Origin of the sequence: Nocardia sp. MH4 (assembly GCF_019266065.1) — a bacterium.
Taxonomy (GTDB): Bacteria; Actinomycetota; Actinomycetes; order Mycobacteriales; family Mycobacteriaceae; genus Nocardia; species Nocardia canadensis.
This window is the reverse complement of sequence record NZ_LPNR01000109.1, coordinates 1-24,962: the sequence shown is the minus strand read 5'-3', so window position 1 is coordinate 24,962 and position 24,962 is coordinate 1. Positions and strand designations below refer to the sequence as shown.

Annotated in this window: 22 protein-coding genes; 14 read left to right on the top strand and 8 right to left on the bottom strand. The window is 70.7% G+C overall.

All coding sequences use genetic code 11. The annotated features are described in order from the left end of the window. Nucleotides 1-25: 25 nt before the first annotated feature. Nucleotides 26-1,048 carry a polyprenyl synthetase family protein gene (locus ATM97_RS20235; RefSeq protein ID WP_255588106.1) on the bottom strand — a complete coding sequence of 341 codons (1,023 nt, stop codon included), beginning with the start codon at nt 1,046-1,048 and terminating at the stop codon, nt 26-28. 145 nt (nt 1,049-1,193) lie between these two features. On the opposite strand from ATM97_RS20235, the gene ATM97_RS20230 reads away from it, so the two are divergent. From ATM97_RS20230 to ATM97_RS20220, 3 genes are read left to right on the top strand one after another with little or no spacing between them, the layout of a single operon-like run. Further along, nucleotides 1,194-2,534, top strand: coding sequence for a geranylgeranyl reductase family protein (locus ATM97_RS20230; protein WP_255588105.1), 1,341 nt, complete (start codon nt 1,194-1,196; stop codon nt 2,532-2,534). Between the two features lie 4 nt (nt 2,535-2,538). Next, complete coding sequence (locus tag ATM97_RS20225; protein ID WP_218719605.1) at nt 2,539-3,000, top strand: helix-turn-helix transcriptional regulator; 462 nt, start codon at nt 2,539-2,541, stop codon at nt 2,998-3,000. Between the two features lie 9 nt (nt 3,001-3,009). Then, nucleotides 3,010-3,426, top strand: coding sequence for a VOC family protein (locus ATM97_RS20220; protein ID WP_218719604.1), 417 nt, complete (start codon nt 3,010-3,012; stop codon nt 3,424-3,426). 42 nt (nt 3,427-3,468) lie between these two features. Here ATM97_RS20220 and ATM97_RS20215 read toward each other — a convergent pair whose 3' ends face one another. Then, nucleotides 3,469-3,966: a DUF2505 domain-containing protein gene (locus tag ATM97_RS20215; protein WP_218719603.1), complete on the bottom strand. Its 498-nt coding sequence runs from the start codon at nt 3,964-3,966 to the stop codon at nt 3,469-3,471. Nucleotides 3,967-3,990: 24 nt separating this feature from the next. Between ATM97_RS20215 and ATM97_RS20210 the strand changes: the two genes are divergently transcribed. From ATM97_RS20210 to ATM97_RS20195, 4 genes are all read left to right on the top strand, one after another. Continuing rightward, a complete protein-coding gene (locus ATM97_RS20210; protein ID WP_218719602.1) occupies nt 3,991-4,431 on the top strand; it encodes a DUF3592 domain-containing protein in 441 nt (146 codons plus the stop codon). A gap of 72 nt (nt 4,432-4,503) precedes the next feature. Continuing rightward, nucleotides 4,504-5,646, top strand: coding sequence for a glycosyltransferase family 1 protein (locus tag ATM97_RS20205; RefSeq protein ID WP_218719601.1), 1,143 nt, complete (start codon nt 4,504-4,506; stop codon nt 5,644-5,646). 33 nt (nt 5,647-5,679) lie between these two features. After that, on the top strand, nt 5,680-6,393 hold the full coding sequence (locus ATM97_RS20200) for a demethylmenaquinone methyltransferase (protein ID WP_218719600.1): 714 nt from the start codon (nt 5,680-5,682) through the stop codon (nt 6,391-6,393). Nucleotides 6,394-6,590: 197 nt separating this feature from the next. Next, entirely contained in the window at nt 6,591-10,811 is a 4,221-nt protein-coding gene (locus tag ATM97_RS20195; RefSeq protein ID WP_218719599.1) for a bifunctional nitrate reductase/sulfite reductase flavoprotein subunit alpha, read from the top strand. Here the strand turns inward: ATM97_RS20195 and ATM97_RS20190 are convergent, their stop codons facing one another. After that, nucleotides 10,812-11,855: an aldo/keto reductase gene (locus tag ATM97_RS20190; protein WP_218719598.1), complete on the bottom strand. Its 1,044-nt coding sequence runs from the start codon at nt 11,853-11,855 to the stop codon at nt 10,812-10,814. It lies immediately after the preceding gene. Between the two features lie 82 nt (nt 11,856-11,937). Between ATM97_RS20190 and ATM97_RS20185 the strand changes: the two genes are divergently transcribed. Continuing rightward, nucleotides 11,938-12,549, top strand: a complete 612-nt coding sequence (locus ATM97_RS20185) for a TetR/AcrR family transcriptional regulator (protein ID WP_218719597.1) — start codon at nt 11,938-11,940, stop codon at nt 12,547-12,549. Between the two features lie 107 nt (nt 12,550-12,656). Here the strand turns inward: ATM97_RS20185 and ATM97_RS20180 are convergent, their stop codons facing one another. Continuing rightward, on the bottom strand, nt 12,657-13,256 hold the full coding sequence (locus ATM97_RS20180; RefSeq protein WP_218719596.1) for a TIGR03086 family metal-binding protein: 600 nt from the start codon (nt 13,254-13,256) through the stop codon (nt 12,657-12,659). 156 nt (nt 13,257-13,412) lie between these two features. Here ATM97_RS20180 and ATM97_RS20175 point away from each other — a divergent pair, with 156 nt between their 5' ends. Beyond that, nucleotides 13,413-13,652 carry a hypothetical protein gene (locus ATM97_RS20175; RefSeq protein WP_218719595.1) on the top strand — a complete coding sequence of 80 codons (240 nt, stop codon included), beginning with the start codon at nt 13,413-13,415 and terminating at the stop codon, nt 13,650-13,652. Nucleotides 13,653-13,665: 13 nt separating this feature from the next. Here the strand turns inward: ATM97_RS20175 and menD are convergent, their stop codons facing one another. From menD to ATM97_RS20160, 3 genes are all read right to left on the bottom strand, one after another. Beyond that, nucleotides 13,666-15,297 carry a 2-succinyl-5-enolpyruvyl-6-hydroxy-3-cyclohexene-1-carboxylic-acid synthase gene (gene menD, locus ATM97_RS20170; protein WP_218719594.1) on the bottom strand — a complete coding sequence of 544 codons (1,632 nt, stop codon included), beginning with the start codon at nt 15,295-15,297 and terminating at the stop codon, nt 13,666-13,668. A gap of 265 nt (nt 15,298-15,562) precedes the next feature. Continuing rightward, a complete protein-coding gene (locus ATM97_RS20165; protein ID WP_218719593.1) occupies nt 15,563-15,874 on the bottom strand; it encodes a hypothetical protein in 312 nt (103 codons plus the stop codon). A 375-nt stretch (nt 15,875-16,249) separates the two neighbouring features. Further along, entirely contained in the window at nt 16,250-16,696 is a 447-nt protein-coding gene (locus tag ATM97_RS20160; protein WP_218719592.1) for a hypothetical protein, read from the bottom strand. A gap of 141 nt (nt 16,697-16,837) precedes the next feature. Here ATM97_RS20160 and ATM97_RS20155 point away from each other — a divergent pair, with 141 nt between their 5' ends. The 5 genes from ATM97_RS20155 to ATM97_RS20135 all read left to right on the top strand — a co-directional run bounded on the left by ATM97_RS20155 (nt 16,838) and on the right by ATM97_RS20135 (nt 21,494). Then, a complete protein-coding gene (locus tag ATM97_RS20155) occupies nt 16,838-17,731 on the top strand; it encodes a 1,4-dihydroxy-2-naphthoyl-CoA synthase (RefSeq protein WP_218719591.1) in 894 nt (297 codons plus the stop codon). Between the two features lie 14 nt (nt 17,732-17,745). After that, entirely contained in the window at nt 17,746-18,138 is a 393-nt protein-coding gene (locus tag ATM97_RS20150; protein ID WP_218719590.1) for a VOC family protein, read from the top strand. Between the two features lie 333 nt (nt 18,139-18,471). After that, entirely contained in the window at nt 18,472-19,596 is a 1,125-nt protein-coding gene (gene menE / locus ATM97_RS20145) for an o-succinylbenzoate--CoA ligase (protein WP_218719683.1), read from the top strand. A gap of 90 nt (nt 19,597-19,686) precedes the next feature. Next, nucleotides 19,687-20,673, top strand: coding sequence for an ATP-binding cassette domain-containing protein (locus ATM97_RS20140; RefSeq protein ID WP_218719589.1), 987 nt, complete (start codon nt 19,687-19,689; stop codon nt 20,671-20,673). Further along, nucleotides 20,670-21,494 carry an ABC transporter permease gene (locus ATM97_RS20135; RefSeq protein ID WP_218719588.1) on the top strand — a complete coding sequence of 275 codons (825 nt, stop codon included), beginning with the start codon at nt 20,670-20,672 and terminating at the stop codon, nt 21,492-21,494. The genes ATM97_RS20140 and ATM97_RS20135 overlap by 4 nt, the downstream gene beginning before the upstream one ends. Before the next feature lie 31 nt (nt 21,495-21,525). On the opposite strand, the gene ATM97_RS20130 is transcribed toward ATM97_RS20135, so the two are convergent. Then, nucleotides 21,526-24,962 (bottom strand): BTAD domain-containing putative transcriptional regulator (locus ATM97_RS20130; protein WP_218719587.1); only part of this gene is annotated, 3,437 nt, incomplete at its 5' end.

The following is a 24,962-nucleotide window of genomic DNA, read 5'->3' as shown; positions in this document are numbered from 1 at the left end:
ACTGCGTGGCGGCGATAGTTCCTGGTCAGCCCACCCGCTCGATGGTGTAGCGGACGAGGCGGCTGAGGGCGTCGTTGGCCGGGCCCGCCGGGAGCGCGGCCAGTTCGGTGTCGGCGAGGTCGGCGTATTCCTGCAGCTTCTCCTTGGCCTGGGCCATGCCGGGCGAACGGCGCAGCAGCTCCAGCGCCTCCTCGACCTCGGCGTCGGTTTCCAGGGGGCGTGCCAGCAGGGTGCGCAGGCGGTCACCGTCGGCGCCGGACTCGCGCAGCGCGTAGAGGACGGGCAGGGTGTGCACGCCCTCGCGCAGGTCGGTGCCCGGCGTCTTGCCGGACTGCTCGGCCGAGGACGAGATGTCGATGATGTCGTCGGAGATCTGGAAGGCGGTGCCGACGGCGTCGCCGAGGCGGGCCAGCCGTTCGACGTGCTCGGGGCCCGCGCCGGAGAAGGTGCCGCCGAAGCGGCCCGCGGCGGCGATGAGCGAGCCGGTCTTCTCCCAGACCACGCGCAGGTAGTGCTCGACCGGGTCCTGGGTCTGCTTGGCGCCCATGGTTTCCCGCATCTGGCCGGTGACCAGCTCGGCGAAGGTCTCGGCGATGATGCGGACCGCGTCGGGGCCCAGCGTCGAGGTCAGGCGGGAGGCGTGGGCGAACAGGTAGTCGCCCGCCAGGATCGCGATGTTGTTGCCCCACCGCGCGTTGACGCTGACGGCGCCGCGCCGCTGGGGCGCCTCGTCCATCACGTCGTCGTGGTACAGCGTGGCCAGATGCACCAGCTCCACCACGGTACCCGCGGTGACCAGGGCCGGATCGGTGGGATTGGGACCGAGCTGACCGGTGAGCACGGTGAACAACGGCCGGAAGCGCTTGCCGCCCGCGCGGGCGAGATGCAGCGCCGCTTCCTGCAGGAATTCCTCACCGTCGGAGAGTTCGTCGACGAGCAATTTCTCGACCGCGGCCAGGCCGTCGCGCACGGTGGCGGCGAGTTCGGGATCGACGAGATCTACCCCGGCAACCACGGTGCTCTCGTCGCTCACAGCCGATGTGCTCATTATCTTCTCCCAGCGATGCGTCCGACCCCGACGGGTAGCAACCTAGCGTGTTCCGGCGCCAGGGCCGATGAACACGGTCACACAGTGACTATTCCCGGTGTACCCGACACTCTCGCACAGCGGCCGGGGGTGCCAGTATTGAGCCATGGGTTCACCGGATCTCACCCCCGCCGACCGCGGTGCCCCTGGCGCCCGCCCTCGCGGGCCTGCGTGGTCACACTCCGCTGCCGCCGCCGGCCCGCCGGGGGCAGGCGCGCCGCTGCCTGCCCACGTCGAGGTGCTGGTGGTCGGGGCCGGACCCGCGGGATCGGCGTCGGCGGCCTGGGCCGCGCGGGCCGGTCGCGACGTGCTGCTGCTCGATTCCGCGGTGTTCCCGCGCGACAAGACCTGTGGTGACGGCTTGACGCCACGGGCCACCGCCGAGCTGGAACATCTGGGTCTGGGCGAGTGGCTGCGCGCGCATACGGTGAATCACGGCCTGCGGATGGCAGGCTTCGGCCGGGAGGCGCTGCTGCCGTGGCCGGGCGGGTCGTTCCCGACCTACGGAAGCGCGGTTCCCCGAACCGAACTCGACGACAAGCTGCGCGAGACGGCGATCAAGTCGGGCGCGCTGATGGTCGACGGAGCCAAGGTCACCGAGGTGCTGCGCGAGGGCGAGCGGGTCACCGGGGTGACGGTGCGCATCGGCGAGGCCACCCACACCGTGCGCTGCCGGGTGCTCGTGGTGGCCGACGGGGTGCGCTCCCCCATCGGAAAACAGCTGGGTCGTACCTGGCATCGGCGCTTCGCCTACGGCACCGCGGCGCGCGCCTACATCAAGTCGGGGCGCAGCGACGATCAGTGGATCTCCTCGCACCTGGAACTGCGCAACGCCGCCGACGAGCTGGTCCCCGGCTACGGCTGGATCTTCCCGCTGGGCAACGGCGAGGTGAATATCGGCGTCGGCTCGCTGGCCACCGAGCAGCGGCCCTCGCACATCGCGCTCAAGCCGCTGATCGAGCACTACACCCGGCTGCGTCGCGAGGAATGGGAGCTCGAGGGCGAGCTGCGCGCGGTGGCGTCGGCGCTGCTGCCGATGGGCGGCGCGGTCTCGAACGTGGCCGGGGTGAACTGGGTCCTGGTCGGCGATGCGGCGGGCTGCGTGAACCCGCTCAACGGCGAGGGCATCGACTACGGCCTCGAGGGCGGGCACCTGCTGTCCGGCCTGCTCGACGAGCCCGACCTGAGCCGGGTGTGGCCGCAGCTGCTGCGCGAGCGCTACGGCCGGACCTTCTCGGTCGCGCGCAGGCTGGCCGGCTTGGCCACCCACCCGAAGATGGTCCCGCTCGGCGGCCCGCCGGTGATGCGCTCGAAGTACCTGCAGCGCACGGCCGTTCGGGTGATGGGCAACCTGGTGACCGACGAGGACGTCGACCTCACCGCCCGCGCCTGGCGAGCCGCCGGCCGCGCCTCCCTGCGCGCCGACGACCTGCGGCCGTTCAGCTGACGTCGTGAGCGCGACGGCGCGTCGCCCGGTCCTGGCTCTGCTGCCGCACCTGCGCAGGGCCCGCGATCTGATCGATCGGCACTACGCCGACCCGCTCGACCTGGACGATCTCGCCCGCGCCGCCGGGGTCTCCAAGTACCACTTCCTGCGCGCGTTCGCCGCCGTGTACGGGCCGACGCCGGGGGCCTATCTGGCCGAGCGGCGGATCGAACGAGCCCAGGATCTGCTGCGGGCCACCAATCTGACCGTCACCGAGGTGTGCATGCTGGTCGGGTACGCGAGTCTGGGCTCGTTCAGCAGCAAGTTCCGTCAGCTCGTCGGGGCGACGCCGAGCGAGTATCAGGCCAGGTTCGCCGACGGCGCACCACACATTCCGGGCTGCTACGTCTTCATGCACGGGCTCTCCGACCGGGTCCGGCCCGACACCGCAATTTCGGAGAAGCCCGGCGGCACCGGTCCGTCCTAGCCTCGAGTCATGCCAACGATCACGAACGTTTCCCTGGTCACCGTGTATGTGACCGATCAGGACGCCGCCAAGCGGTGGTACATCGACAAGCTCGGATTCGTCGAGACCGCGGATGTGAGCATGGGCGACAACGGGTTCCGGTGGGTCACCGTCGCTCACCCGGACCACACCGAGCTCGAGGTCACGCTGATGGTGCCGGGACCGCCGCTGACCGACGACATGGCCGACGCGATCCGGCGGTCTCTCGCCGACGGCACCCACGGCGCCCTCGGGCTGCGCACCGCCGACTGTCAGAAGACCTTCGAGGAGCTCACCGCCAAGGGCGTCGAGTTCATCCAGCCGCCCGCCGCGCGCCCGTACGGCACCGAGGCCATCATCCGCGACAACTCCGGCAACTGGCTGGTGCTGGTCGAGCCGAGCGCGTGAGCGCGGTGCCGCCCGGCCCGGCGGGCGGCACCTTCCGACGGTCTACTTCGTGGCGAAGCGGTTCTCGATGAACTTGCGTTCGCTGTTGAGAACGCGCTGGTGCAGCTGCTCGGCCAGCGGTTCGATGGCGCCGCCGACCAGCGGCACCTTCACGGTGACGGTGCCGATGACTTCGATCTCACTGCCCTCGGCGGTCGGACGCAGTTCGTAGGTGCCCGACATCTCGGTGTTGATGCCGCCGGTCTGCCCGGTGAAGCTGCCCTTGGCGACCTCGCCCTGCAGCGGCTGCCAGTTGTCGGTCCGCGACAGCACCAGATCGCTCTTGAGCACCTTGCGTACCAGGCCGGGAACCTTGTCCCGACCTGGCTTTTCCGTCATATGAAGGCGAATCGAACCCGGCCCGTCGGGATGGGAGAGTTCGAGGGTCGCGGTCTCGGCGGCGGCGAATCGCTCCTGCCAGACCGCATCGTCGACGAGTGCCCGGTGAAGATCTTCGACCGGGACTGCGTAGGGCACGGTGAAGCTGAATTTTCGGGACATGGCGGCAACGGTACTGTGTGCCGGGTGTCGGAAGTGAGCCTGTCGGAGCGGCGGTCCAAGCGCCTGCGACGGGTACGGTCCTGCGTGCTCGGCGTGGCCACCGTGATCAGCGTCTTGATGGTGCTGCTCGTACTCGCGGCCTGGCGCAACGACTTCGAGATCGAACAGCATCGCGGAACCACCTCCGGTGAGGTGCTCTCGGCGGGCAGGCTGCGGTCGGCGGTCATGTACGTGACGCCGGACAGCGTCACCCACAATCCGAAGGTCGGCATCCTGTATCCGACCAATCTGACGGCCGGGCAGCGCATCAATGTCGAGTACAGCACCCGCGACCCCGATCTGGTCCGGGTCGCCGGGCGGGACGCGCGGGTGGCGATCATCCCGGCGGCCTCGGTGATCGTGGTGGTCTGGGCGGTGGCGCTGCCCGTGCTGTGGCTGGTGCGGCGCAAGCAGCACGAGGCGTAACTTCGTCTGCTGTTCGTCCCGGCTTCACGTCGGCGTGGTGGTGTCGCGCCGTGTGGCGGTCACTCTGAGGTGGTGCGCGTAGCCATCGTGGCGGAGTCATTCCTGCCGAACATGAACGGCGTCGTCAACTCCGTGTTGCGGGTGTTGGACCACCTGGACCAGCACGGACACGACGCGATGATCGTGGCACCCGACACCCTGCGCGGCGTCGCGCCCGCACCCCGCTTCCACGGCCGCTTCCCGGTGCACCGGGTGCCTGCGATGATGGTGCCCAAGGTCAGCTCGCTGCCGGTGGGCCTGCCGCAGCCGGGGATCACCGCCGCGATCGCCGCCTTCGACCCCGACGTGGTGCATCTGGCCTCGCCGTTCCTGCTCGGCGCCGGCGGGCTGGCCGCCGCGACCCGGCTCGATCTGCCCTCGGTCGCGGTATATCAGACCGATGTCGCCGGTTTCGCCAAGAGTTACGGTCTCGGGCTCGCTGCCCGCGCGGCCTGGGCGTGGACGCGCCGAATCCACGAAGGCGCGACCCGCACGCTGGCGCCGTCCTCGGCGGCCGCCCAGGACCTGGCCGACCACGGCATCCCCCGGGTGCATCGCTGGGGACGCGGCGTCGACATCGACCGTTTCGACCCCGCCGCGCGCAGCGCCGACCTGCGGGCGAGCTGGCTGGGCGGCGAGGACCGGCTGGTGGTCGGCTTCGTGGGCAGACTCGCCCCGGAAAAGCACGTCGAACGGCTCGCGGCGCTGGCGGGCGATCCGTCGATCCAGCTGGTCGTGGTGGGTGACGGACCGGAACGGGCGCGGCTGAGCCGGCTGCTGCCCGACGCCGTGTTCACCGGCGAGCTCGGCGGCAGCGACCTGGCCACGCACTACGCGAGCCTGGACGTGATGGTGCATCCGGGCGAGCACGAGACGTTCTGCCAGGGCGTGCAGGAGGCGCTGTCGTCCGGTGTGCCGGTGATCGGGCCGGACGCGGGTGGCCCGCGCGACCTGATCGCGCACTGCCGCAACGGCTACCTGCTGCCGGTCGACCGGTTCGCCGAGCTGCTGCCCAGCGCGGTATCGGCCCTGCGCGACCGGGGCCAGCGCGCCCGGTTCGCGGCGGCGGCCCGCAAGTCGGTGCTGCACCGCACCTGGCCCGCGATCTGCACCGAGTTGATGACCCACTACGCCGAGGTGACCGGGATGCGCGACCGATTGCCGCGCTCGGCATAGAGCGTTCGAGCGCGCGCCGGATAAGCTCGAATCGTGGCGACAACAGAGCAGCGGGAACCGATTCGAGCATCGCTGGACAAGCAACCCCACGAGGTCGCGTCGATGTTCGACGGTGTGGCCAAGCGCTACGACCTCACCAACACGGTCATCTCCGCGGGCCAGGATCGATACTGGCGGTGGGCGACGCGGCGCGCGCTCGGGCTGCGTCCGGGCGAGCGAGTGCTCGATCTCGCCGCGGGCACCGGCGTCTCGACCGTCGAGCTGGGCAAGTCCGGCGCGTGGTGCGTGGCCACCGACTTCTCCCAGGGCATGCTCGCCGCCGGCCGGTTCCGCCAGGTGCCGATGGTCGCCGGTGACGCGATGGCCCTGCCGTTCGCCGACAACTCGTTCGACGCGGTGACCATCTCCTTCGGTTTACGCAATGTCGCCGACATCGACCTGGCGCTACGCGAGATGCTGCGGGTGACCAAGCCCGGCGGCCGGGTGGTGGTGTGTGAGTTCTCCACACCGGTGTTCGGGCCGTTCCGCACCGTCTACATGGAGTACCTGATGAAGGCGCTGCCGCGGGTGGCGCGCGCGGTCAGCTCCAACCCCGACGCCTACGTCTACCTGGCGGAGTCCATCCGGGCCTGGCCGAACCAGCGCAGGCTGGCCCGGCGGATCGCCGACGCCGGCTGGGACTCGGTGCAGTGGCGCGACCTCACCGGTGGTGTTGTCGCGCTGCATCGCGGCTACAAACTGGGCTGAACCGCCCTGATACCGGGGTGAGTCCCGTCACCCCGGGGCGGCGCGCGGCCCGGGGCGCCGCACCGGAATGCGCCCTGATCAGGGCAGATATTCCCGATCGGACCTCACGGTGGAAATTTTGACGCGTGAGGTCGATTGTCACCTGGACATAACGTTCGGTAAATCGAGCGCAACGACAGGTGCGGATGATCGAAGCCATGACACGGGAAGCTGACATCCGCGCCACGGACACTGTGCGTACACAGTGCTCGTACTGCGGCGTCGGCTGCGGCATCAGCGTCCAGACCAAGACTGATCAGTCGGGTGCGCGGTTGATCGCGAAGGTCAGCGGGGACAAGCTGCATCCGGCGAACGCGGGCAGGCTGTGCACCAAGGGCGCGACGCACGCGGAGATGATGGCCGCGCCCGGCCGGATGGACACCGCCTACCACCGCCCCGAACGCGGTCAGGTCCCCGTCCCGCTGCCGGTCGACGAGGCCGTCCACCAGACCGCCACCCGGCTGCGCGCCATCCTCGACGAACACGGGCCCGACGCGATCGCCCTCTACGTCTCCGGGCAGATGTCGCTCGAGGCCCAGTACCTGGCGACCAAGCTGGCCAAGGGCTACCTGCGGACCAAGCACATCGAGGCCAACTCCCGGCTGTGCATGGCCAGCGCGGGCACCGGCTACAAGCAGTCGCTCGGCGCCGACGGTCCGCCCGGCTCCTACGACGACTTCGAGCACGCCGACCTGTTCTTGGTCTCCGGGGCGAACATGGCCGACTGCCACCCGATCCTCTACCTGCGGATGGCCGACCGGCTCAAGGCGGGCGCCAAACTGATCGTGGTCGACCCGCGCCGCACCGACACCGCCGCGCGCGCCGACCTCTTCCTGCAGATCGCGCCCGGCACCGACCTGGCGTTGCTCAACGGCCTGCTGCACCTGCTGGTCGCCGACGGCGCGATCGACACCGCGTTCATCGCCGAGCACACCGAGGGCTGGGACGCGATGCCCGAGTTCCTCGCCGATTACCCGCCCGCCCGGGTCGCCGAGCTCACCGGCCTGGCCGAGGCCGACATCCGCACCGCGGCGACGATGATCGCCGAGGCCGGCGAATGGATGTCGCTGTGGACGATGGGACTCAACCAGTCCACCCACGGCACCTGGAACACCAACGCGCTGGTGAACCTGCACCTGGCGACCGGCGCCATCTGCCGCCCCGGCAGCGGCCCGTTCTCGCTCACCGGTCAGCCCAACGCCATGGGCGGCCGCGAGATGGGCTACATGGGCCCCGGCCTGCCCGGCCAGCGCAGCCTGCTCTCCCCCGCCGACCGGACCTTCGTCGAGACCGCGTGGGGCCTGCCCGCCGACACCCTGCGCACCGAGGCGGGGCCCGGCACCATCGACATGTTCCGCGGTCTGGCCGACGGCGAGATCAAGGCCGCGTGGATCATCTGCACCAACCCCGTTGCCACCGTGGCCAATCGCAAGACCGTGATCGCGGGCCTGGAAGCGGCCGAGCTGGTCGTGGTGCAGGACGCCTACACCGAGACCGCCACCAACGCCTATGCCGACCTGCTGCTGCCCGCCACGCTGTGGGCCGAAGCCGATGCGGTGATGGTGAACTCGGAGCGCAATGTCACCCTGCTGCAGCAGTCGGTCGATCCGGTCGGCGACGCGCGACCGGACTGGCTGCTGATCGCCCAGGTCGCCACGGCCATGGGCTTCCCCGGCTTCGACTTCGCCTCGAGTGCCGAGGTTTTCGCCGAAATCCAGCAGTTCACCAACCCGGCCACCGGCTACGACCTGAGCGGTATGAGCTACGACCGGCTGCGCGAAGGCCCGATGCAGTGGCCCTGCAACGACAGCACCAGCCCGCGCAACCCGATCCGCTACCGCAACGACGGCGTCCACCAGCCGCTGCATGTCGAATCCGACGGCACCACACCGCGACTGGCGTTCGCCACCCCGAGCAGGCGCGCGGTGTTCTTCCCCCGACCGCACCTGCCCGCCGCCGAACTGCCCGACGACGATTACCCGTTCCTGCTCAACACCGGCCGGTTGCAGCATCAGTGGCACACGATGACCAAGACCGGCAAGGTCGCCAAGCTGACCAAGCTCAACGGCGCTCCCTTCGTCGAGGTGCATCCCGAAGACGCGCGGCGGCTGGACCTGAAGCCCGGCGACCAGCTCGAAATCGCCTCGCGCCGTGGCCGTGCCGTGCTGCCGGTACAGATCAGTGATCGGGTTCGGCCCGGCGATTGCTTCGCTCCTTTCCACTGGAACGACGAACAGGGTGAATACCTGACGATCAACGCCGTCACCAACGACGCGGTGGACCCCGCCTCGCTGCAGCCGGAGTTCAAGGCCTGCGCGGTGGCGCTGCGCCGGGTCGGACCCGCCGCCGCGCCCGAGCAGGCGCCGGCCCAGCCCGCCCAGCTGTCCGCCCAGCCGAACGCGCACCCGCTGGCCGGGATCCTCGGCCTGGACGCGGGCACCTCGCCGACCCTCAGCGAGACCGAACGCATCTATCTCGGCGGCTACCTCGCCGCACTGCAGTCGCTGCCGGTCTCCGGGCAGCCCGTGCTGCCGGCGAGCGCGCCGCTGTCGGCCCAGTCCCGTCTCTGGGTCGACGGCTTGCTGGCCGGGATGTACTCGCGCACCTCCGGCGCCACGGTCGAAGCTGCGGTCGCCGACGCTCCGGCCGCCGCCCCGGTGACGGTCCTGTGGGCCTCCCAGACCGGCAATGCCGAGGAACTCGCGGCCACCGTCGCCGCGCGCCTGTCCACCGCCGGATTCCAGCCGTCGTTGCTCGACATGGATTCCTGCGAGCTGTCGGCGCTCACCGGCGACATCCTCATCGTCACCAGCACCTTCGGCGACGGCGGCCCGCCCGACAACGGCGCCGACTTCTGGACCCGGCTCGAGGACAGCATCGTCCGGCTCAACGACGTCCGCTATGCGGTGTTCGCCCTCGGTGACTCCTCCTACGACGACTTCTGTGGCCACGGCCGCAAACTCGACCGCCTCTTCGCCGCGCGCGGCGCCAAGCCGCTGGTGCCCCGCGTCGACAGCGAACCCGACTTCGCCGACGCCGCCGACCAGTGGCTCGACGATGTCCTCGCCGCGCTCGGCGGGTCGGCCCCGGGCGAGGCCACCCCACCCGACGCACCGGGTATCGGCGACACCGATGCCCCTGTGCCACACCAGATGTCCGGCTCCTCGCTACCGCGGCCGTCCGGTCGCGGCGGCGCGATCGTGCTCGACCGCCCCCTCGCCCCTGCACCCACTCGCGTCCAGCGCACCGCCCCGGCGCCGTTCACCCGCCAGGCTCCGGTCCGCGCGACCCTGATGCGCAACGAAACACTCAGCGCGCCGGGCTCGTCGAAAGAGGTGCGCCGCTTCGGTTTCGACCTGCACGACCTCGACGCCAGCTACGAGGTCGGCGACTCGCTGGGCGTGCTCCCGGCCAACAGCCCCGAACTCGTCGAGGAGTGGCTCACCGCGACCGGCCTGGACGGTCGCCGTGTCATCGAGCTCGACGACCGCGAACTCACCCTCACCGAGGCCCTGCGCACCCACTACGACATCACCAAGGTGAGTCAGGATCTGCTCGGCTTCATCGCCGAACGCAATCCGCACCCCCAGCTGGCCAAGCTGCTGCGGCGCGACAACCGCAACGAACTCGCCAACTACCTCTGGGACCGTCAGGCCGCCGACGTGCTGCGTGATTTCCCGGTGCGCACCGACCTGGTCGACTGGCTCGGCGCCCTGAAAAAGCTGCAGCCGCGCCAGTATTCGATCTCCTCGAGCCCGCTGACCACCCCCGACGAAGTGCAGCTGACCGTCGGCGTCGTCCGCTACGGCGAACCTGCCGGCAACTCCACCCGGCGCGGTGGCGTGTGCTCGACCTTCCTGGCCGACCGGGCGGGTGCCGAGGTGCCGATCTTCCTGCAGCGCGCCCCGCACTTCCGTCCGCCGCTGGACCCCAACGCCCCGATGATCATGGTGGGCCCCGGCACCGGCATCGCTCCTTTCCGCGGTTTCCTGCACGAACGTCGGGCCCTGGGCGCGACCGGACGCAACTGGCTGTTCTTCGGCGATCAACACGCCGCCCAGAACTTCTACTACCGGACCGAGCTGGAGGACATGTTCCGCTCGGGCTTCCTCACCCGCCTGGACCTGGCCTTCTCCCGCGACCAGCGCGAGCGGGTCTACGTGCAGCACCGGATGATCGAGCACGGCGCCGAGCTGTGGTCGTGGCTGCGCGACGGCGGCCACTTCTACGTCTGCGGCGATGCCTCCCGGATGGCCAAGGACGTCGACGACACGCTGCTCCGGATCGCCCAGATCCACGGGAAGCTGGACGAGGCCGGTGCCCTGGCCTTCAAGAAGCAGCTGGTCGCCGAGAAGCGCTACGTCCGCGACGTGTACTGATCACGCCGCCCGAATCGCCGGCGGGTTCAGCCGGGTGAAGTCGGGCAGCCGGTGATACGGGTAGTACGGGTACGGCGGTGTCGTGGCGCTCGCGGCGTCGAGAGCCGCCCGGTGCTCGGGCTCCAGCTGCCAGCCGACCGCGCCGAGGTTCTGGCGCAACTGCTCCTCGTTGCGGGCGCCGATCAGAACACTGGCGACGGTGGGCCGGGTGAGCAGCCAGTTGAGAGCGATCTGCGGGACACTGTGCCCGGTCTCGGCGGCGATGCGATCGAGGACATCGACGATGTCGTAGAGGTGTTCGTCGTCCACCGGCGGGCCCGCCTGCGCGGTCTCGTGCAGCCTGCTGCCCGCCGGTAGCGGCTGGCCACGGCGGACCTTGCCAGTGAGCCTGCCCCAGCCCAGCGGACTCCAGACGATCGCGCCGACGCCCTGGTCCGCGGCGAGCGGCATGAGCTCCCACTCGTAGTCGCGACCGACGAGCGAGTAGTACACCTGGTGCGCGACAGGCTTTTCCAGGCCGAGCGCCTCGGCGGTGGACAGCGTCTTCATCAGCTCCCAGCCGGCGAAGTTGGACACACCGACGTAGCGGATCTTGCCCGCGCGCACGAGATCGTCGAGGGCCGTGAGGGTTTCCGCGAGCGGGGTGCCCGCGTCGAAGGCGTGCAGCTGGAACAGGTCGAGGTAGTCGGTACCGAGGCGGCGCAGCGAGGCGTCGACGGCGCGGATCAGCCGGGCCCGGCCCGCCCCGGCCTCGTGGGCGCCCGGACCGGTCGGCAGGGCGGATTTGGTCGACAGCAGCACCTGCTCGCGCCTGCCCTTGATCGCCGCGCCGAGCACCTCTTCCGAGGCCCCGTCGGAATACACATCGGCCGTGTCGAACAGGGTGACACCCGCCTCCAGGCTGATATCGACCAGGCGCCTGGCCTGCGCCGCGTCGGTATCGCCCCAGGCGCTGAACAGCGCGCCCCGTCCGCCGAAGGTGCCCGCGCCGAAACCGAGCGCGGGAACGTGCAGACCCGATGCGCCGAGCCGCCGATACTCCATGAGAACTCCTAAAGGGTCTATAGTTCCGTTAACACTTCGGACAGTACACCCGTTGCGCGCTAAATGAAACTGGAGTTCCGTTATGAATCACGACATCGCCTGGCCGGGGTCCGTTCGCCCAGGTGGACGCACCGCCCGGGTGCGCGAGTCGGTACTGCAGGTCGCCGGCGATCTGATCGCCGACCGGGGATTCGTGAGCCTGGATCTGGCCGAGGTCGCCGCGACGGCGGGCGTCGGTAAGACGACGGTCTACCGGCGCTGGCGCACACCGGCGGGGCTGGTCGCCGACCTGCTCGTGGACATGGCCGAGCAGTCGCTGCCGCGCGCCGACACCGGCTCCCTGCTCGACGACCTGATCGCCAATGCCCGACTGGTCGCGAAGACGCTCGCCGACCCACGCCAGGGCAATCTGTTCCGCGCCGTCATCGCCGCGGCCACCGGTGACGAGGTCACCGCCACGGCGCTGCACACCTTCTACGACACCCGGCTCACCGAATGGGCGCCCTGCGTCGAGGCGGCCGTGGCGCGCGGTGAGGCGCCTGCGGGCACGGACCCGCGGGCGGTGCTGTCGGCGGTGTCCGCGCCGCTGTACTACCGCCTGCTCGCCAGCGGCGACCCCATCGACGAGAGCGCCGCCGACCAGTCGGCGCGGGCGGCCGCCCTCGCCACGATCGGCGGCGCCTACGTCCGCTGACCGCGCTCGCGCCGAGACGAGTTCGCCCAGTGCGCGGTGACATTCGACGACATCGGACGCGTGCGGAACCTGCCGCCCTCGACCTCGTCGAGGCAGGCGATCGACGGTCAGACCCGCCGGTCGGCCGCGATCGCCGCCGGACGCCAGCCCGGATCGCGCCCGGTGAGACCGAGCAGACGATCGAAAGCGGGGGCGGCTTCGGGCACGGTGACGACCGGACCGAACAGACCTGGCGTGCCCTCCGGATCGGTGTCGCGCAGGAATTCGAGCAGGATCGCCAAGTGGTCCGGGTCGACGGTGACCGACTGCCCGGTGGCGGCCGCCAGATCCCAGGCGTGCACGGTCACCTCGTCGAGCGCGACGGTCGCCATGATCGCCGCGGGCAACACCACCCCACCGGCCTCGGCGTCACCGTCCCAGGCCGCGGGCACCCACCACGCCTCGGTGAGCGCGATGAGCTGGGCGGGGATCAGGGTGCGCCAATCAGCGGGCAGCGCGCTGTCCAGGCTCGGCGGCACCGAGTGGCCGAGGGACTGCTTGGTGGCGGCCTGCCGGAAGGCCTCGGTCAGCCCGACGACGTGGGCGAGCACCTGGCGCACGGCGGTGTTCTCGCACGGTGTCGGCGCGTCGAGCAGGTCGTCGGGAATCCCGGCGACGACGTCGGCGAGGGTGCGGGCGGCGAGGGCGAAGTCGAACTGCGGTTCCATGGACGCTCCTGGGCGAGGGCGGACTCGTTCACCAGTAGTGACGAGATGAGCCACGCGATCTCATCGCCGCGCGGGTTGCCGAGTTCCGCCGATAGGCGCACGCTGGATGACGCAACGATCAGCGACACCGTGCGAGGCGACAACCGAGGAGCACCGATGATCGACTACGACGCCGCCCGGCCACTCGACGAAGTTCCCGAGGCCGATCGGATCGAACAGGAGCAATCGGCCTTCGCCGCCGACGATCCCGATGACCCGGCGTTCTCCGATGCCGCCGACTACTCCGACGAGATGGCGGCCAACATCGACCGCGACGCCGACACCGCGAACCCCGCCGACGTGATCGAGCAGACCATCCCCGTCCCCTACGAGGACGAGTTCGTCGAGGAGCCCTGACCGCGGCGCTCGGCTAGCCGGCGATCTTCGTGCGCACGGTGGCGTGCAGTTCGCGCAGGCTGGAGCGCTCCGTGGCGACCTCGAGCACGCGCAGGCCGTGCGCGTCATCCGCCAGCTCGACGGCCAGCTCTTCCGGGTCGACCTGGCGGTGCGGAATGCGATAGGCCGCGCACAGGGCGGCCAGGTCCATCCCGTGCGGGGTGCCGAAGACCCGCTCGAACACGCCCGCGTACTGCGGATCGCCCTGTTCGAGCAGCTCGAAGATGCCGCCGCCGTCGTCGTTGGCGACGACGATGGTGAGGTTGTCGGGCCGTGGTTCGCCGCGCCCGATCAGCAGGCCGGACGCGTCGTGCAGGAAGGTCAGATCACCCATCAGCGCGATGGTGCGGCCCGGATGGGCCAGTGCCGCGCCGACCGCACCGGAGACGGTGCCGTCGATCCCGGCGACGCCGCGGTTGGACAGCACCCGCACGCCGGGTCGCGGATGCGAGACCAGCGCCGCGTCGCGGACCGGGTTCGACGCGCCGAGCAGCAGCTGGTCGCCCTCGCGCAGCGCGTCCATGACGACGGCGGCCACGTGCAGGCCGGTGGCCTTGGGGTGGGTGGCCAGTTCGGCGCGCACCACCGATTCGGCCTGCCGGTTCAGGTCGGCGCAGCGCGCCAGCCACTCCGGTCGCGGCGCGCCGGTGGTGACCGCGCGGGTGCCGGTGCCGACGACATTGCCGGAGACATCGGGCCAGCGCGGGCCGGTGGTGAGCGCGAAGACGGTGACATTCGGGTCGGCGAGCACCCGCGAGACCTGCCGATGCAGGGTCGGGCGGCCGGTGATGATCGCCTGCGTCGGCTTCAGCAGCGACAGCGCGAGCGGGTGCAGCGCGGGACCGTGCATCGGCGCCGTCGGCTCGGCGACGGTCGGCAGCTCGGCGAGTTCGGGTAGCAGCCGCGCGCCGTGGCCGGAGATGACGACGGTGTCGGGCGTCAGGTCGATGTCGAGTGGCACGTCGAGGGTGGCGTACTGGGTGGCGGTCCATGGCCGTTCGCCGTCGCGGCCGACGGGCAGCGGATCGTCGGACAGCTCGGGGACCAACGGCTCGCGCAGGGGGATGTCGAACTGCACCGGCCCGGCATTGCCCGACCTGGTGCCACGCGCCGCGGCGAGCACCCGGCAGACCGAGGAGCGCCACACGCTGTTCTGCCGCGGATAGGCCGACTCCCCCGCCTCGGCTTCGGCCAGTCCGAGACTGATGGTGGCCCGCACCTGGCTGCCGAACAGACCGAGCTGCTCGATCGTCTGATTGGCGCCGGTGCCGAGCATCTCGTAGGGCCGGTTCGCGCTGATCACGATCAGCGGCACCCGGGCGTAGTTGGCCTCGAGCACGGCGGGACCGAGGTTGGCGACGGCGGTGCCCGAGGTCATCACGACCGGCACCGGCCGCCCGGACGACACCGCGAGCCCGACCGCGAGGAAACCGGCGGTGCGCTCGTCGATGCGCATGTGCAGCCGCAGCTGCCCGGCGACATCGGCCGCCTGCAGCGCGAAGGCCAGTGGGGCGTTACGCGATCCGGGGCACAGCACGACCTCGCGGACGCCGCCGCGCACGAGCTCGTCGACGACCACTCGTGCCTGCGCAGTTGACGGATTCACAATCCCAGACTGTCAGACCGGACCACGCCCGTCTGCCCCCGGCCCGCGTTGTCTGCATCACCGGCCGGGTGCACACTCCCCCGGAACCGGGACGGCAGCGGCATGTTCACCTGTTTCGGCCGGTCGATAGGGGCACCCACGGAAGCATTTCCGTCATGACCTGCGCGCCATTCGACAACTCCGCGCCGGGCACGCCGAAAAAGCGGAATTCGGCGGCGGATTCACACCCGCCGCCGAATTCCGGAAAAGCTTGCCCGGGCAAAGATCAGGAAGCCGCGGGCGCCGGGAGCAGACCGTTGATACCGGTGATCAGGTCGATGACATTGACCAGCGCGGAGGTACCGCCGTCGAGTGCCGAGCTGCCCGAGTCGAGCACGCCTGCGCCTGCGGCCGAACCGGTGGTCAGCGCGGCCGAACCCGAGGACAGATCGGCGGAGCCGCTGGCCAGATCGGCCGAGCCGCTGAAGGATCCGGTCGCCGAGCCGGAATCGGCACCCGCGACAGCGACGGGGCCGAGGAACATCACGGCGGCGGCAGCGGCGGCACCGGTGGCGGCGAGGGTCTTGCGAGAGATCATGGGACCGAACTTCCTTCTCGAACCGAATCGCGCGAAAACAATATTCCGCGTCGCGGCAATTCGCCTTCCGAATCACCTGAAATCGAACGTAATCGATTCAGGACGGAAGCAGTCAATCGTTCGGTGCCGCCACCGCATGGCCGGAATTATCGGCCATCGTTCATTTTCCCGCTGTTCACCGACGGCGTTACGGGGCTCACAATCGCTCGGCCGGAATTTACCCGCGACCGGGAAACGCTGTGGCGCCGCCCGCGCCGTGCCCCGTTACGTGAGTGTGGTCACCCGCCGACGCGAAAGGCCGGTGCGGACCGGGTTCACACCCGGGCCACACCGGCCTCACGATCGAGCTGTGCGGGGGCTACCCCGCCATGGGACTCAGCCCGCGTGCTTCTGCACCAGGTCGGCCACGCGCGGCAGAGCCTCGACGACGTGCTTCTTGGCCGAGCCACGCATCGAGGAGTACACCTTCTGCAGGGCGGGACGGCTCGACGCGTCGGCGCGGGCGTCGGTGACGGCCAGCAGCGACTCGGCGACCTCGTCGGACTTCGAGGTCAGCAGGTCGGCGAAGGTGCCCGCACCCGAGGTGGTGAATTCGGCCCAGTACGGCTGGAGCTGGTCGAGCAGCTTCGGCGCCAGCGATGCCAGCGCATCGGGAACGATGGTCGGGCTGATCTTCTTGACCGCCGCGTAGCCACCCTTCACGGCCAGGCCGGACGCACCACCTTTGTCCGAGACCTCGGCGTCGAGAACCTCGACGGCGTCGGCAAGGAAAGCCGGACGCTTGGTGTCGTCGAGCAGGGATTCAGACAGCGCTGCAACCACTTTCAGGTTCCTCCGGATCGGTTCGTTGAACGAGCAGCCGCAACTATACGCACCGGGTCCAGGAAACATGCGGCGACCGCTCGAGCTGCGGTGTTACGACCTCGTACCGGTCCGCCGGACGGTAGGGCAATAATCAGGGTCGTGACTTTCGATCCGAAGCTGTGGCGGCCCGTCCCCGGGTTCGAGGACCTGACCGACATCACCTACCACCGACATATCGAGCAGGGCACGGTGCGGGTAGCGTTCGACCGGCCGGAGGTGCGCAACGCGTTCCGCCCGCACACCGTCGACGAGCTCTACCGCACGCTCGATCACGCGCGGATGTCACCGGATGTCGGCGCGGTGCTGCTCACGGGTAACGGGCCGAGCCCGAAGGACGGCGGCTGGGCCTTCTGCTCCGGCGGCGACCAGCGCATCCGCGGCCGCAACGGTTACCAGTACGCCGACGGCGAGACCGCCGACACCGTCGACACCGCGCGCGCGGGCAGGCTGCACATCCTCGAGGTCCAGCGGCTGATCCGCTTCATGCCCAAGGTCGTCATCGCGCTGGTGAACGGCTGGGCGGCCGGTGGGGGGCACAGCCTGCACGTCGTCTGCGATCTGACGCTGGCCTCGCGCGAGCACGCGCGGTTCAAGCAGACCGACGCCGATGTCGGCTCGTTCGACGGCGGCTACGGCAGCGCGTACCTGGCGAAGATGGTCGGGCAGAAGTTCGCCCGTGAGATCTTCTTCCTCGGCAGGCCGTACACGGCCGAGGAGATGCACCAGATGGGCGCGGTGAACAAGGTCGTCGACCACGACGAGCTGGAGAATGTCGCGCTCGAGTGGACCGCCGACATCAACGGCAAATCGCCGCAGGCCCAACGCATGCTGAAGTACGCGTTCAACCTGCTCGACGACGGCCTGGTCGGCCAGCAGCTCTTCGCGGGCGAGGCGACCAGAATGGCGTACATGACCGACGAAGCGGTCGAGGGCCGCGACGCGTTCCTGGAGAAGCGCAAGCCCGACTGGGCGCCCTACCCCTGGTACTTCTGAGAACGGACGGCCCCATGGACATTCTCAACAGCCGGATCATCGTGCGGCCCAGCGACTATGCGACCACGCTGGCGTTCTACCGCGACGGCCTCGGCCTGGCGATCGCCCGGGAGTACCCGGGCGGCACCGTGTTCTACGCCGGGCAGGGGTTGATCGAGGTCGCCGCGCACGGCGGCAGCGGCGATCCGGGCCGCTTCGACGGCGCGCTCTGGCTGCAGGTGCGCGATGTGGCCGACGCGGCGGCGGAGTTGGCGCTGAAGGGAATTGCGATCGAGCGCGCGCCCGTGCTCGAACCATGGGGCCTGTGGGAGATGTGGGTGCGTGACCCGGACGGCCTCGCGATCGTTCTGGTACAGGTTCCTGCCGAACATCCGATCCGGCGGGATCCGCGCTGGTCGGCGGAGTGAAGGAGGGGTCGTCGCGGCGGATCCGAGTTGCCGATCCGGGTCCGGCCGCGCACGATAGCTGCGAGCAAGCGCCCGACCGCCGTCGTCCGGACCGCCGTGCGAATCGTTGTCCATCTACTGAATCGCAGTCGCTATGCCTGCCTTTTGGCTCACCAATTCCCGGCAAACCGACCCGTTGGCCGGGTCTCGGCCGCCGCATGACACGATCGAAGCCGTGAGGGAGCGCAGCAAGCTGTATCCGGAGGTGGTGGGCATGAGGGAGCGCGCACCGCGCAGGCCACAGCCGAGCGCCGGTGAGGGTGTGGCGTGAGCAGAACCCTGCGGACGCTGCAGATGCCGACCGGTTCCGGTGTCGGCGAAGTGCTTCCCCACCTGCGCCAGGCCCTCGACGGCAACGGCCCGGCCTGGCTGCCGATCCCGACCACCGACCGCCGCGAGGCGCGCAGGCTCTCCGACGCGCTCAAGCCCGGCGATCCGATCGACGACGATGTCGCCCTGGTGGTGACCACCTCGGGCACCACCGGCATCCCCAAGGGCGCCCTGCTGGGCGCCGAAGCCCTGCGGGCCAGCGGTAACGCCACCCACGAGCGGCTCGGCGGACCGGGCAGCTGGTTGCTGGCCCTGCCGACCCACCACATCGCGGGCATCCAGGTGCTGCTGCGCAGCATCCTGGCGGGCACCGAGCCGACCGTGCTGGACGTGTCGGGCGGTTTCCTGCCCGAGGCGCTCGCCGGCGCGGTGGCCGCGATGCGCGGGCCGCGCCGCTACACCGCGCTGGTGCCGACGCAGCTGATCAAGTCGCTGGATTCGCCGGTGGCCGCCAAGGCGCTGGCCGAACTCGACGGCGTGCTGGTCGGCGGGGCGGCGACACCGCTGCCGGTCTACGAACGCGCGCGCGAGGCGGGCATCACCGTCGTGCGGACCTACGGCATGAGCGAGACCTGCGGCGGCTGCGTCTACGAGGGCGTACCGCTCGACGGCACCGAGGTGCGGATCGAGGACGGCCGGGTGCTGCTCGGCGGCGCGATGATCGCCCGCGGCTACCGCAACCTGCCCGACCACCCCGCCTTCGCCGAACCCGGCTGGTTCCGCACCGAGGACGCGGGCACCTACACCGACGGCGTGCTCTCGATCAGCGGCCGCCTCGACGAGGCGATCATGACCGGCGGGCTGCTGGTGATCCCGCAGGTGGTGGAGGCTGTGCTGGCCAACCATCCCGGGATCAGGGAGTGCATCGTGCTCGGCCTGCCCGACGAGCGGCTGGGTCAGCGGGTCGCGGTGGCGATCGTGCCGGTGCCCGGCGCCGCGCCGACCCTGGACGAGATCCGCGCCCACGTGGTCGCCGAACTCGATTCCATCGCCGCGCCGCGCGAGCTGGCCGTGCTGACCGAGATCCCGCTGCGCGGCCCCGGCAAGCCCGATCGCGCGGCCCTGCGCGAACACCTGCTGGCTCTCTGACCGGCGCGCTGTAGACCCCTCGAGGTTGTGCCAGGAGGTCGACAGCGCCGCGCAAGGGCCGTGCAAGGCGGGCCGGGCACCGTAGGTCCCATGACTTACACACCCACTTCAGCCCTCGCCGTCGAGGCGGACGGTCTGGTCAAGGTGTTCGGCAAGCAGCGTGCCGTGGACGGGGTGAGCCTGGCGGTGCCGCGCGGCTCGGTCTACGGGGTGCTCGGACCGAACGGCGCGGGCAAGACGACGACCATCAAGATGCTCGCCACGCTGCTGCGTCCCGACGGCGGCAGCGCGCGGATCTTCGGCCACGACGTCGTCGAACGGCCCAACGCGGTCCGCTCGCTGATCGGCGTCACCGGCCAGTACGCCTCGGTCGACGAGGAGCTCTCCGCCACCGAGAACCTGATCATCTTCGCCCGCCTGCTCGGCCTGAGCAGGCCCGACGCCCGTCGTCGCGCCGTCGAGCTGCTCGCCGAGTTCGACCTCGCCGAGGCGGCGAACAAGCCGCTCAAGAACTTCTCCGGCGGCATGCGCAGGCGCCTGGATCTCGCGGCCAGCCTGATCTCCACCCCGCCGCTGCTGTTCCTCGACGAACCGACCACCGGCCTCGATCCGCGCACCCGCGCGCAGATGTGGGACACCATCCGCAGGCTGGTCACCGAGGGCGCGACCGTGCTGCTGACCACCCAGTACCTCGACGAGGCCGACCAGCTGGCCGACCGGATCGCCGTGATCGACCACGGCCGGGTGATCGCCGACGGCACCGCCGACGAGCTCAAGGCCTCCATCGGCGGCTCCTCGGTGCATCTGACGCTGCTCGATCGCGGGCAGCTCGAGGAAGCCCGGCGCATCGTCGGCGACTTCCTCGGCGTCGCCGCCCAGATCAGCCCGGAGGCGGGCCGGCTCACCGCGCCGCTGCCCGATCCGAACCTCACCGCCGACCTGCTGATCCGCCTGCGCGACTGGGAGATCGGCGTCGAGGAGATCACCGTCTCCAAGCCGACCCTCGACGAGGTCTTCCTCACCATCACCGGCCACCCGGCCGACGAATCCGACGACACCGAACGGAGCGCGGCATGACCGCAGTTCTCACCGCTCCCGTACCCGCCACCGACGTCACGCAGGTCAGCGACCGGGTGGGCCTGCGCGAGACGATCTCCACCTCGTTCACCATGGCCTATCGCGGCCTGCTCAAGATCAAGCACAATCCCGAGCAGCTCTTCGACGTGACGGTGCAGCCGATCCTGTTCACCGCGCTGTTCACCTACATCTTCGGCGGCGCGATCTCGGGCAGCGTCGACAACTACCTGCCCGTGCTGATCCCCGGCATCCTCGTCCAGACGGTGGTGCTCACCTCGGTGGTCACCGGCACCCAGCTGCGCGAGGACATGGACAAGGGCGTCTTCGACCGCTTCAAATCCCTGCCCATCGCCCGGGTTTCGGCCCTGGCCGGGGCACTGCTGGCCGATATGGTGCGCTACGGCATCGCCTCCACGCTGACGATCATCGTCGGCCTGTGCCTGGGCTACCGGCCCGGCGGCGGCTTCGCCGGTGTCGTCGCGGCCTGCCTGGTGGTCGTGGTCTGCTCGTTCGCGATCAGCTGGGTGTGGGCGCTGGTCGGCGTCACCGGCAAGAGTGCCGCCTCCGTGCAGGGCATCTCGATGATGGTGATGTTCCCGCTGACCTTCATGTCCGGCGCCTTCGCCCCGGTGAGCACCATGCCGGGCTGGATGCAGGCGATCAACCACGCCAACCCGGTGTACTACATGGTCAACACCTGCCGGGACCTGATGAACGCCAACATCTACAGCAGTGACCTGGTCTGGTCGCTGGTCGGTTCGCTCGTGGTCATCGCGGTGTTCGCACCGCTGACCGTGCGCGCCTACATGCGCCGGGCCTGACTCCCGCACTACCGCAACGGCATCCGATCCGTCAGGGTCGGATGCCGTCGGCGTATCCGTCGAGGTGCGCGACGATCTCGATGATGCGGGTGGCCGCGGCGAGGCGACGCACCCCCGCCGCCGCGCGCTCGGCCCCGGCCAGCGCGTCCACGCCCACCCGCTCCCGGTGCAGGGCGCGATGGCGGGCCAGCTCCATCGACGGATAGTCCTGTCGGGCCGCCGAAGCCGCCGCGAGCGTGAGCAGTTCGAGTCCTTCGGGTCGGGCGGGATCGGTCGCCAGCAGGTAGGAGCCGAGCGCGCAGCCGACCGCGCCGATCTGCGGCAGGTCGAGATACTGCGAGAGTCTGCGCTCGGTGGTCGCGACGATCTGAACCACCAGATCGTCGGCCGCCGCGGCCCGGTCGTGCAGGACGTGGGCGCTGACCGCCGCCGCCGACACCATCATCGCGCCGGGCCCGGGACTGAGCTCGAAATCGGGCCAGCCCAGCAGATCCAGGGCCCGGCGATAGTGCCGGAGTCCGGCATCGATGTCACCGTCGGCCAGTTCCAGTTCGGCCACCGCGGTCGCGACCGTCGACAGCCGGTGGTTGCGGCGGATGGTGGGGTCGTCGACCTGGCCGAGCCCGGAATCCTCGGAGCCGAGCACGAAGTCGATCTCCGCGCGGGCCTGCTCGCGCTGTCCGGCGCCGATCAGGACGGCCGACAGGAAGCACCGGCCCTCCAGGATCTCGTCGTCGACCCGCAGGCGGCTCATCTGCCCCAGCGCCTGCCGGTAGTAGGTGGCCGCCTCGGCGTACCGCGCGGATTGGCCGCACAGCTGGGCCAGATGCTGGCTCATCATCGCCGCGCCCCAGATGTCCTGCGAGGCCAGTTCGTCCAGCGCGCGCAGCGCGTCGCGGGTCGAGCCCGCCACATTGCCCGCGTTCTCCCAGAAGTTGGCGCGGGCGGCCAGCGCGGCCACCCGGGCGCTGCGCTCCGGCGAATGGGCGCCGTCGGCGAGCAATCGCCCCAGACGGAAAGCCTGGGGGCGCACCGTGATCAGCCCCCCGAGCAACCGCAGGCCCGGATCGAGCCCGGGGTGGCGCAGCAGCCTGCGGGCCCGCAGCCGGGCCCGGGCGACCGGACGCGCGTCACCGCCGTTGTGGAACATCAGGTGCAGACAGGTCAGCATGTGCGTGACCATCTGGAGGTCGGCGGCCACCCCGGTGACCGGCTCCGGCGGCGTGACCGCGACCAGCCGCACCGCCCAGCCGATGAACTCCAGATGCGCGCCCCGCATCACCCACAGCGTCGCGACCACCGGGAACACGGTGTAGACCGTGTCGGCGTCGGCGTGCGCGGTGGCCGTGCGCAGGACCGCGACCAGGTTGTCGAGCTCGGCGGTCACCGCGAGCACCACCGGCACCTGATCGACAGCGGTGTAGTCGGCGACGGCGCCGAGCACGAAGTCCCGCGCCCACCGGGCCATCCGATCGCGGACCAGCGCGGTTTCCGCGCCGCCGGTCGCGGCGTCGACGGCGGCCATCTGCTCGGCGCCGAACTCGCGCACGGTCTCGAGCATGCGATAGCGGATACCGGTGCCGTCGGGGTCGTCGAGCACGGTGAGCAGCGACTGCCCGACCAGGCCGTCGACCGCGGCGGCGACCTCGGCGACCTCGGGCCCGGCCGCGACGACCTCGGCCGCCGACAGGGTGAACCCGCCCGGGAACCGCGACAGCCTGCGCAGCACGATCTGCTGATCGAGGTCGAGCAGATTCCAGCTCCACGCGATCACCGCGTGCAGCGTGCGATGCCGCAGCGGCGCGGCCCGATCACCGCTGCGCAGCAGGGCGAAACGATGCTCGAGCCTGGATTCGATCTCGGCGACGCTCATCGTTCGCACCCGGGCCGCGGCCAGCTCGATCGCCAGCGGCAGACCGTCCAGGGTGCGGCACAGCCGGGCCACGATCTCCGGGTCGAGCCGGACGTCGGGGCGCACCGCCCGCGCTCGCGCCGTGAACAGATCCGTCGCGGGTGAGCCCGCCGCGTCGATCGCCAACGGTGCCAGCGGATAGACGGATTCGGCGGTGATCGCCAGTGGCGAGCGGCTGGTGGTCAGGACGGTGAGCTGGGCGCAGCTGCCGACCAGGTCGGCGACCACCTCGGCGACCGCCTCGATCACGTGCTCGCAGTTGTCCAGGATCAGCAGGGTCGGGCGGGCGGCGAGCGCGTCGCGCAGTCGAGCGCGCTGGTCGACCTGCCGTCCCAGGCGCAGACCGCCCGGCTCCCGCATCACCTCACCCAGGCCCATGACGTGCCCGATCGCCGCTTCGATGTCGACCAGGGCCTGCGGGCCCGCCGACTCGGCCTGCACCGGGGCCAGCTCGACCAGCACCACCGGCACGGTGCCGGTGAGTCGTTCGCCGACCGCGTTCGCCACGCGGGTCTTGCCGGTACCGCCGGGCCCGAGCACGGTCGTCACCCGCGACCGGCGCACCAGATCGGTGATCGCGTCGAGATCGGCCGCGCGACCGAGTAGTTCGTTGGGGGCGGCGCGCAGGCCGAGGGAGGTGGGCGGGAGGGTGCGCGGTTGGCCGTTGGATCGGTCCGGGGCGCCCGCGCCGCCGGGTTGTCCGACCGCGGGTGTGTCCCAGCCGCTGTTCGCCGCCGACCACCCGTCCCGGCTCGGCGGCTCGGTCGCGCCCGGGGTCCTCGTCCGCGCTGCGGGGTCGTCGGTGATCGCGGCGCCGACCGTCGCGCGGTCGTCCCCGTTCGCGCTCCGATTCGCCGGTGGTGAACCGGCGACCGCGCGTTCGGAGGTGTCGGTCGAGGCGTCCGCGTGATCCGGGCCCCGCTCGGTGCGGCGACGGCTGGCGCCCGGAAGCTCGATCGGATCGCCACGCAACACGGCGGTATTGAGCGCGACCAGGGTCGGACCGGGGTCGGCGCCGAGTTCCTCGATCAGCCGCAGGCGGTAGGCGGCGAAGATTTCGAGGGCGTCGCTGGTGCGTCCCGCGGCGGCGAGCAGGCGGATGAGGGTGGTGTGGGCGGGCTCGTCGAGGGGGTGGGCGGCCGCGTCGGCGGCGGCCAGCGGGATGGCGGCGGGAAAGTCACCGCGCTGGGTGTGCGCGGTCAGCTCGGCGCGATCGAGGTCGCGGCGCAGCTGGTCGGCGGCGGTCCGCAGGTCGTCGGCCGGGCCGGATTCGGGCAGGTCGGCGCCCGGTTCGCCGCGCCACAGGGCGCGGGCGGCGGCGATCGTGGCCAGGCCGGCGGTGGTCTCGCCGGTCGCGAGGAGGTCTTCGGCGCGACGGACCAGGACGGCGGCCGCGGTCAGGTCGACACTGTCGGCGGGCAGGGTCAACCGGTAGCCGGCGGGGCCGATCTCCAACGCGCCGTCGGGCAGCAGCGCCCGCAATCGCGAGACCTGTGTGTGCAGGGCGTTCATCGGCGCGCGGGGCGGCTGGTCGCCCCAGACCTCGTCGACCAGCG

Coding starts and splice junctions, on each gene's coding strand:
- ATM97_RS20175 (WP_218719595.1), top strand. CDS start 13,413: ATGATCGACTACGACGCCGCCCGGCCACTCGACGAAGTTCCCGAGGCC.
- ATM97_RS20185 (WP_218719597.1), top strand. CDS start 11,938: ATGAATCACGACATCGCCTGGCCGGGGTCCGTTCGCCCAGGTGGACGC.
- menE (WP_218719683.1), top strand. CDS start 18,472: ATGCCGACCGGTTCCGGTGTCGGCGAAGTGCTTCCCCACCTGCGCCAG.
- ATM97_RS20180 (WP_218719596.1), bottom strand. CDS start 13,256: ATGGAACCGCAGTTCGACTTCGCCCTCGCCGCCCGCACCCTCGCCGAC.
- ATM97_RS20235 (WP_255588106.1), bottom strand. CDS start 1,048: ATGAGCACATCGGCTGTGAGCGACGAGAGCACCGTGGTTGCCGGGGTA.
- ATM97_RS20195 (WP_218719599.1), top strand. CDS start 6,591: ATGACACGGGAAGCTGACATCCGCGCCACGGACACTGTGCGTACACAG.
- ATM97_RS20215 (WP_218719603.1), bottom strand. CDS start 3,966: ATGTCCCGAAAATTCAGCTTCACCGTGCCCTACGCAGTCCCGGTCGAA.
- ATM97_RS20140 (WP_218719589.1), top strand. CDS start 19,687: ATGACTTACACACCCACTTCAGCCCTCGCCGTCGAGGCGGACGGTCTG.
- ATM97_RS20190 (WP_218719598.1), bottom strand. CDS start 11,855: ATGGAGTATCGGCGGCTCGGCGCATCGGGTCTGCACGTTCCCGCGCTC.
- ATM97_RS20165 (WP_218719593.1), bottom strand. CDS start 15,874: ATGATCTCTCGCAAGACCCTCGCCGCCACCGGTGCCGCCGCTGCCGCC.
- ATM97_RS20150 (WP_218719590.1), top strand. CDS start 17,746: ATGGACATTCTCAACAGCCGGATCATCGTGCGGCCCAGCGACTATGCG.
- ATM97_RS20135 (WP_218719588.1), top strand. CDS start 20,670: ATGACCGCAGTTCTCACCGCTCCCGTACCCGCCACCGACGTCACGCAG.
- ATM97_RS20230 (WP_255588105.1), top strand. CDS start 1,194: ATGGGTTCACCGGATCTCACCCCCGCCGACCGCGGTGCCCCTGGCGCC.
- ATM97_RS20220 (WP_218719604.1), top strand. CDS start 3,010: ATGCCAACGATCACGAACGTTTCCCTGGTCACCGTGTATGTGACCGAT.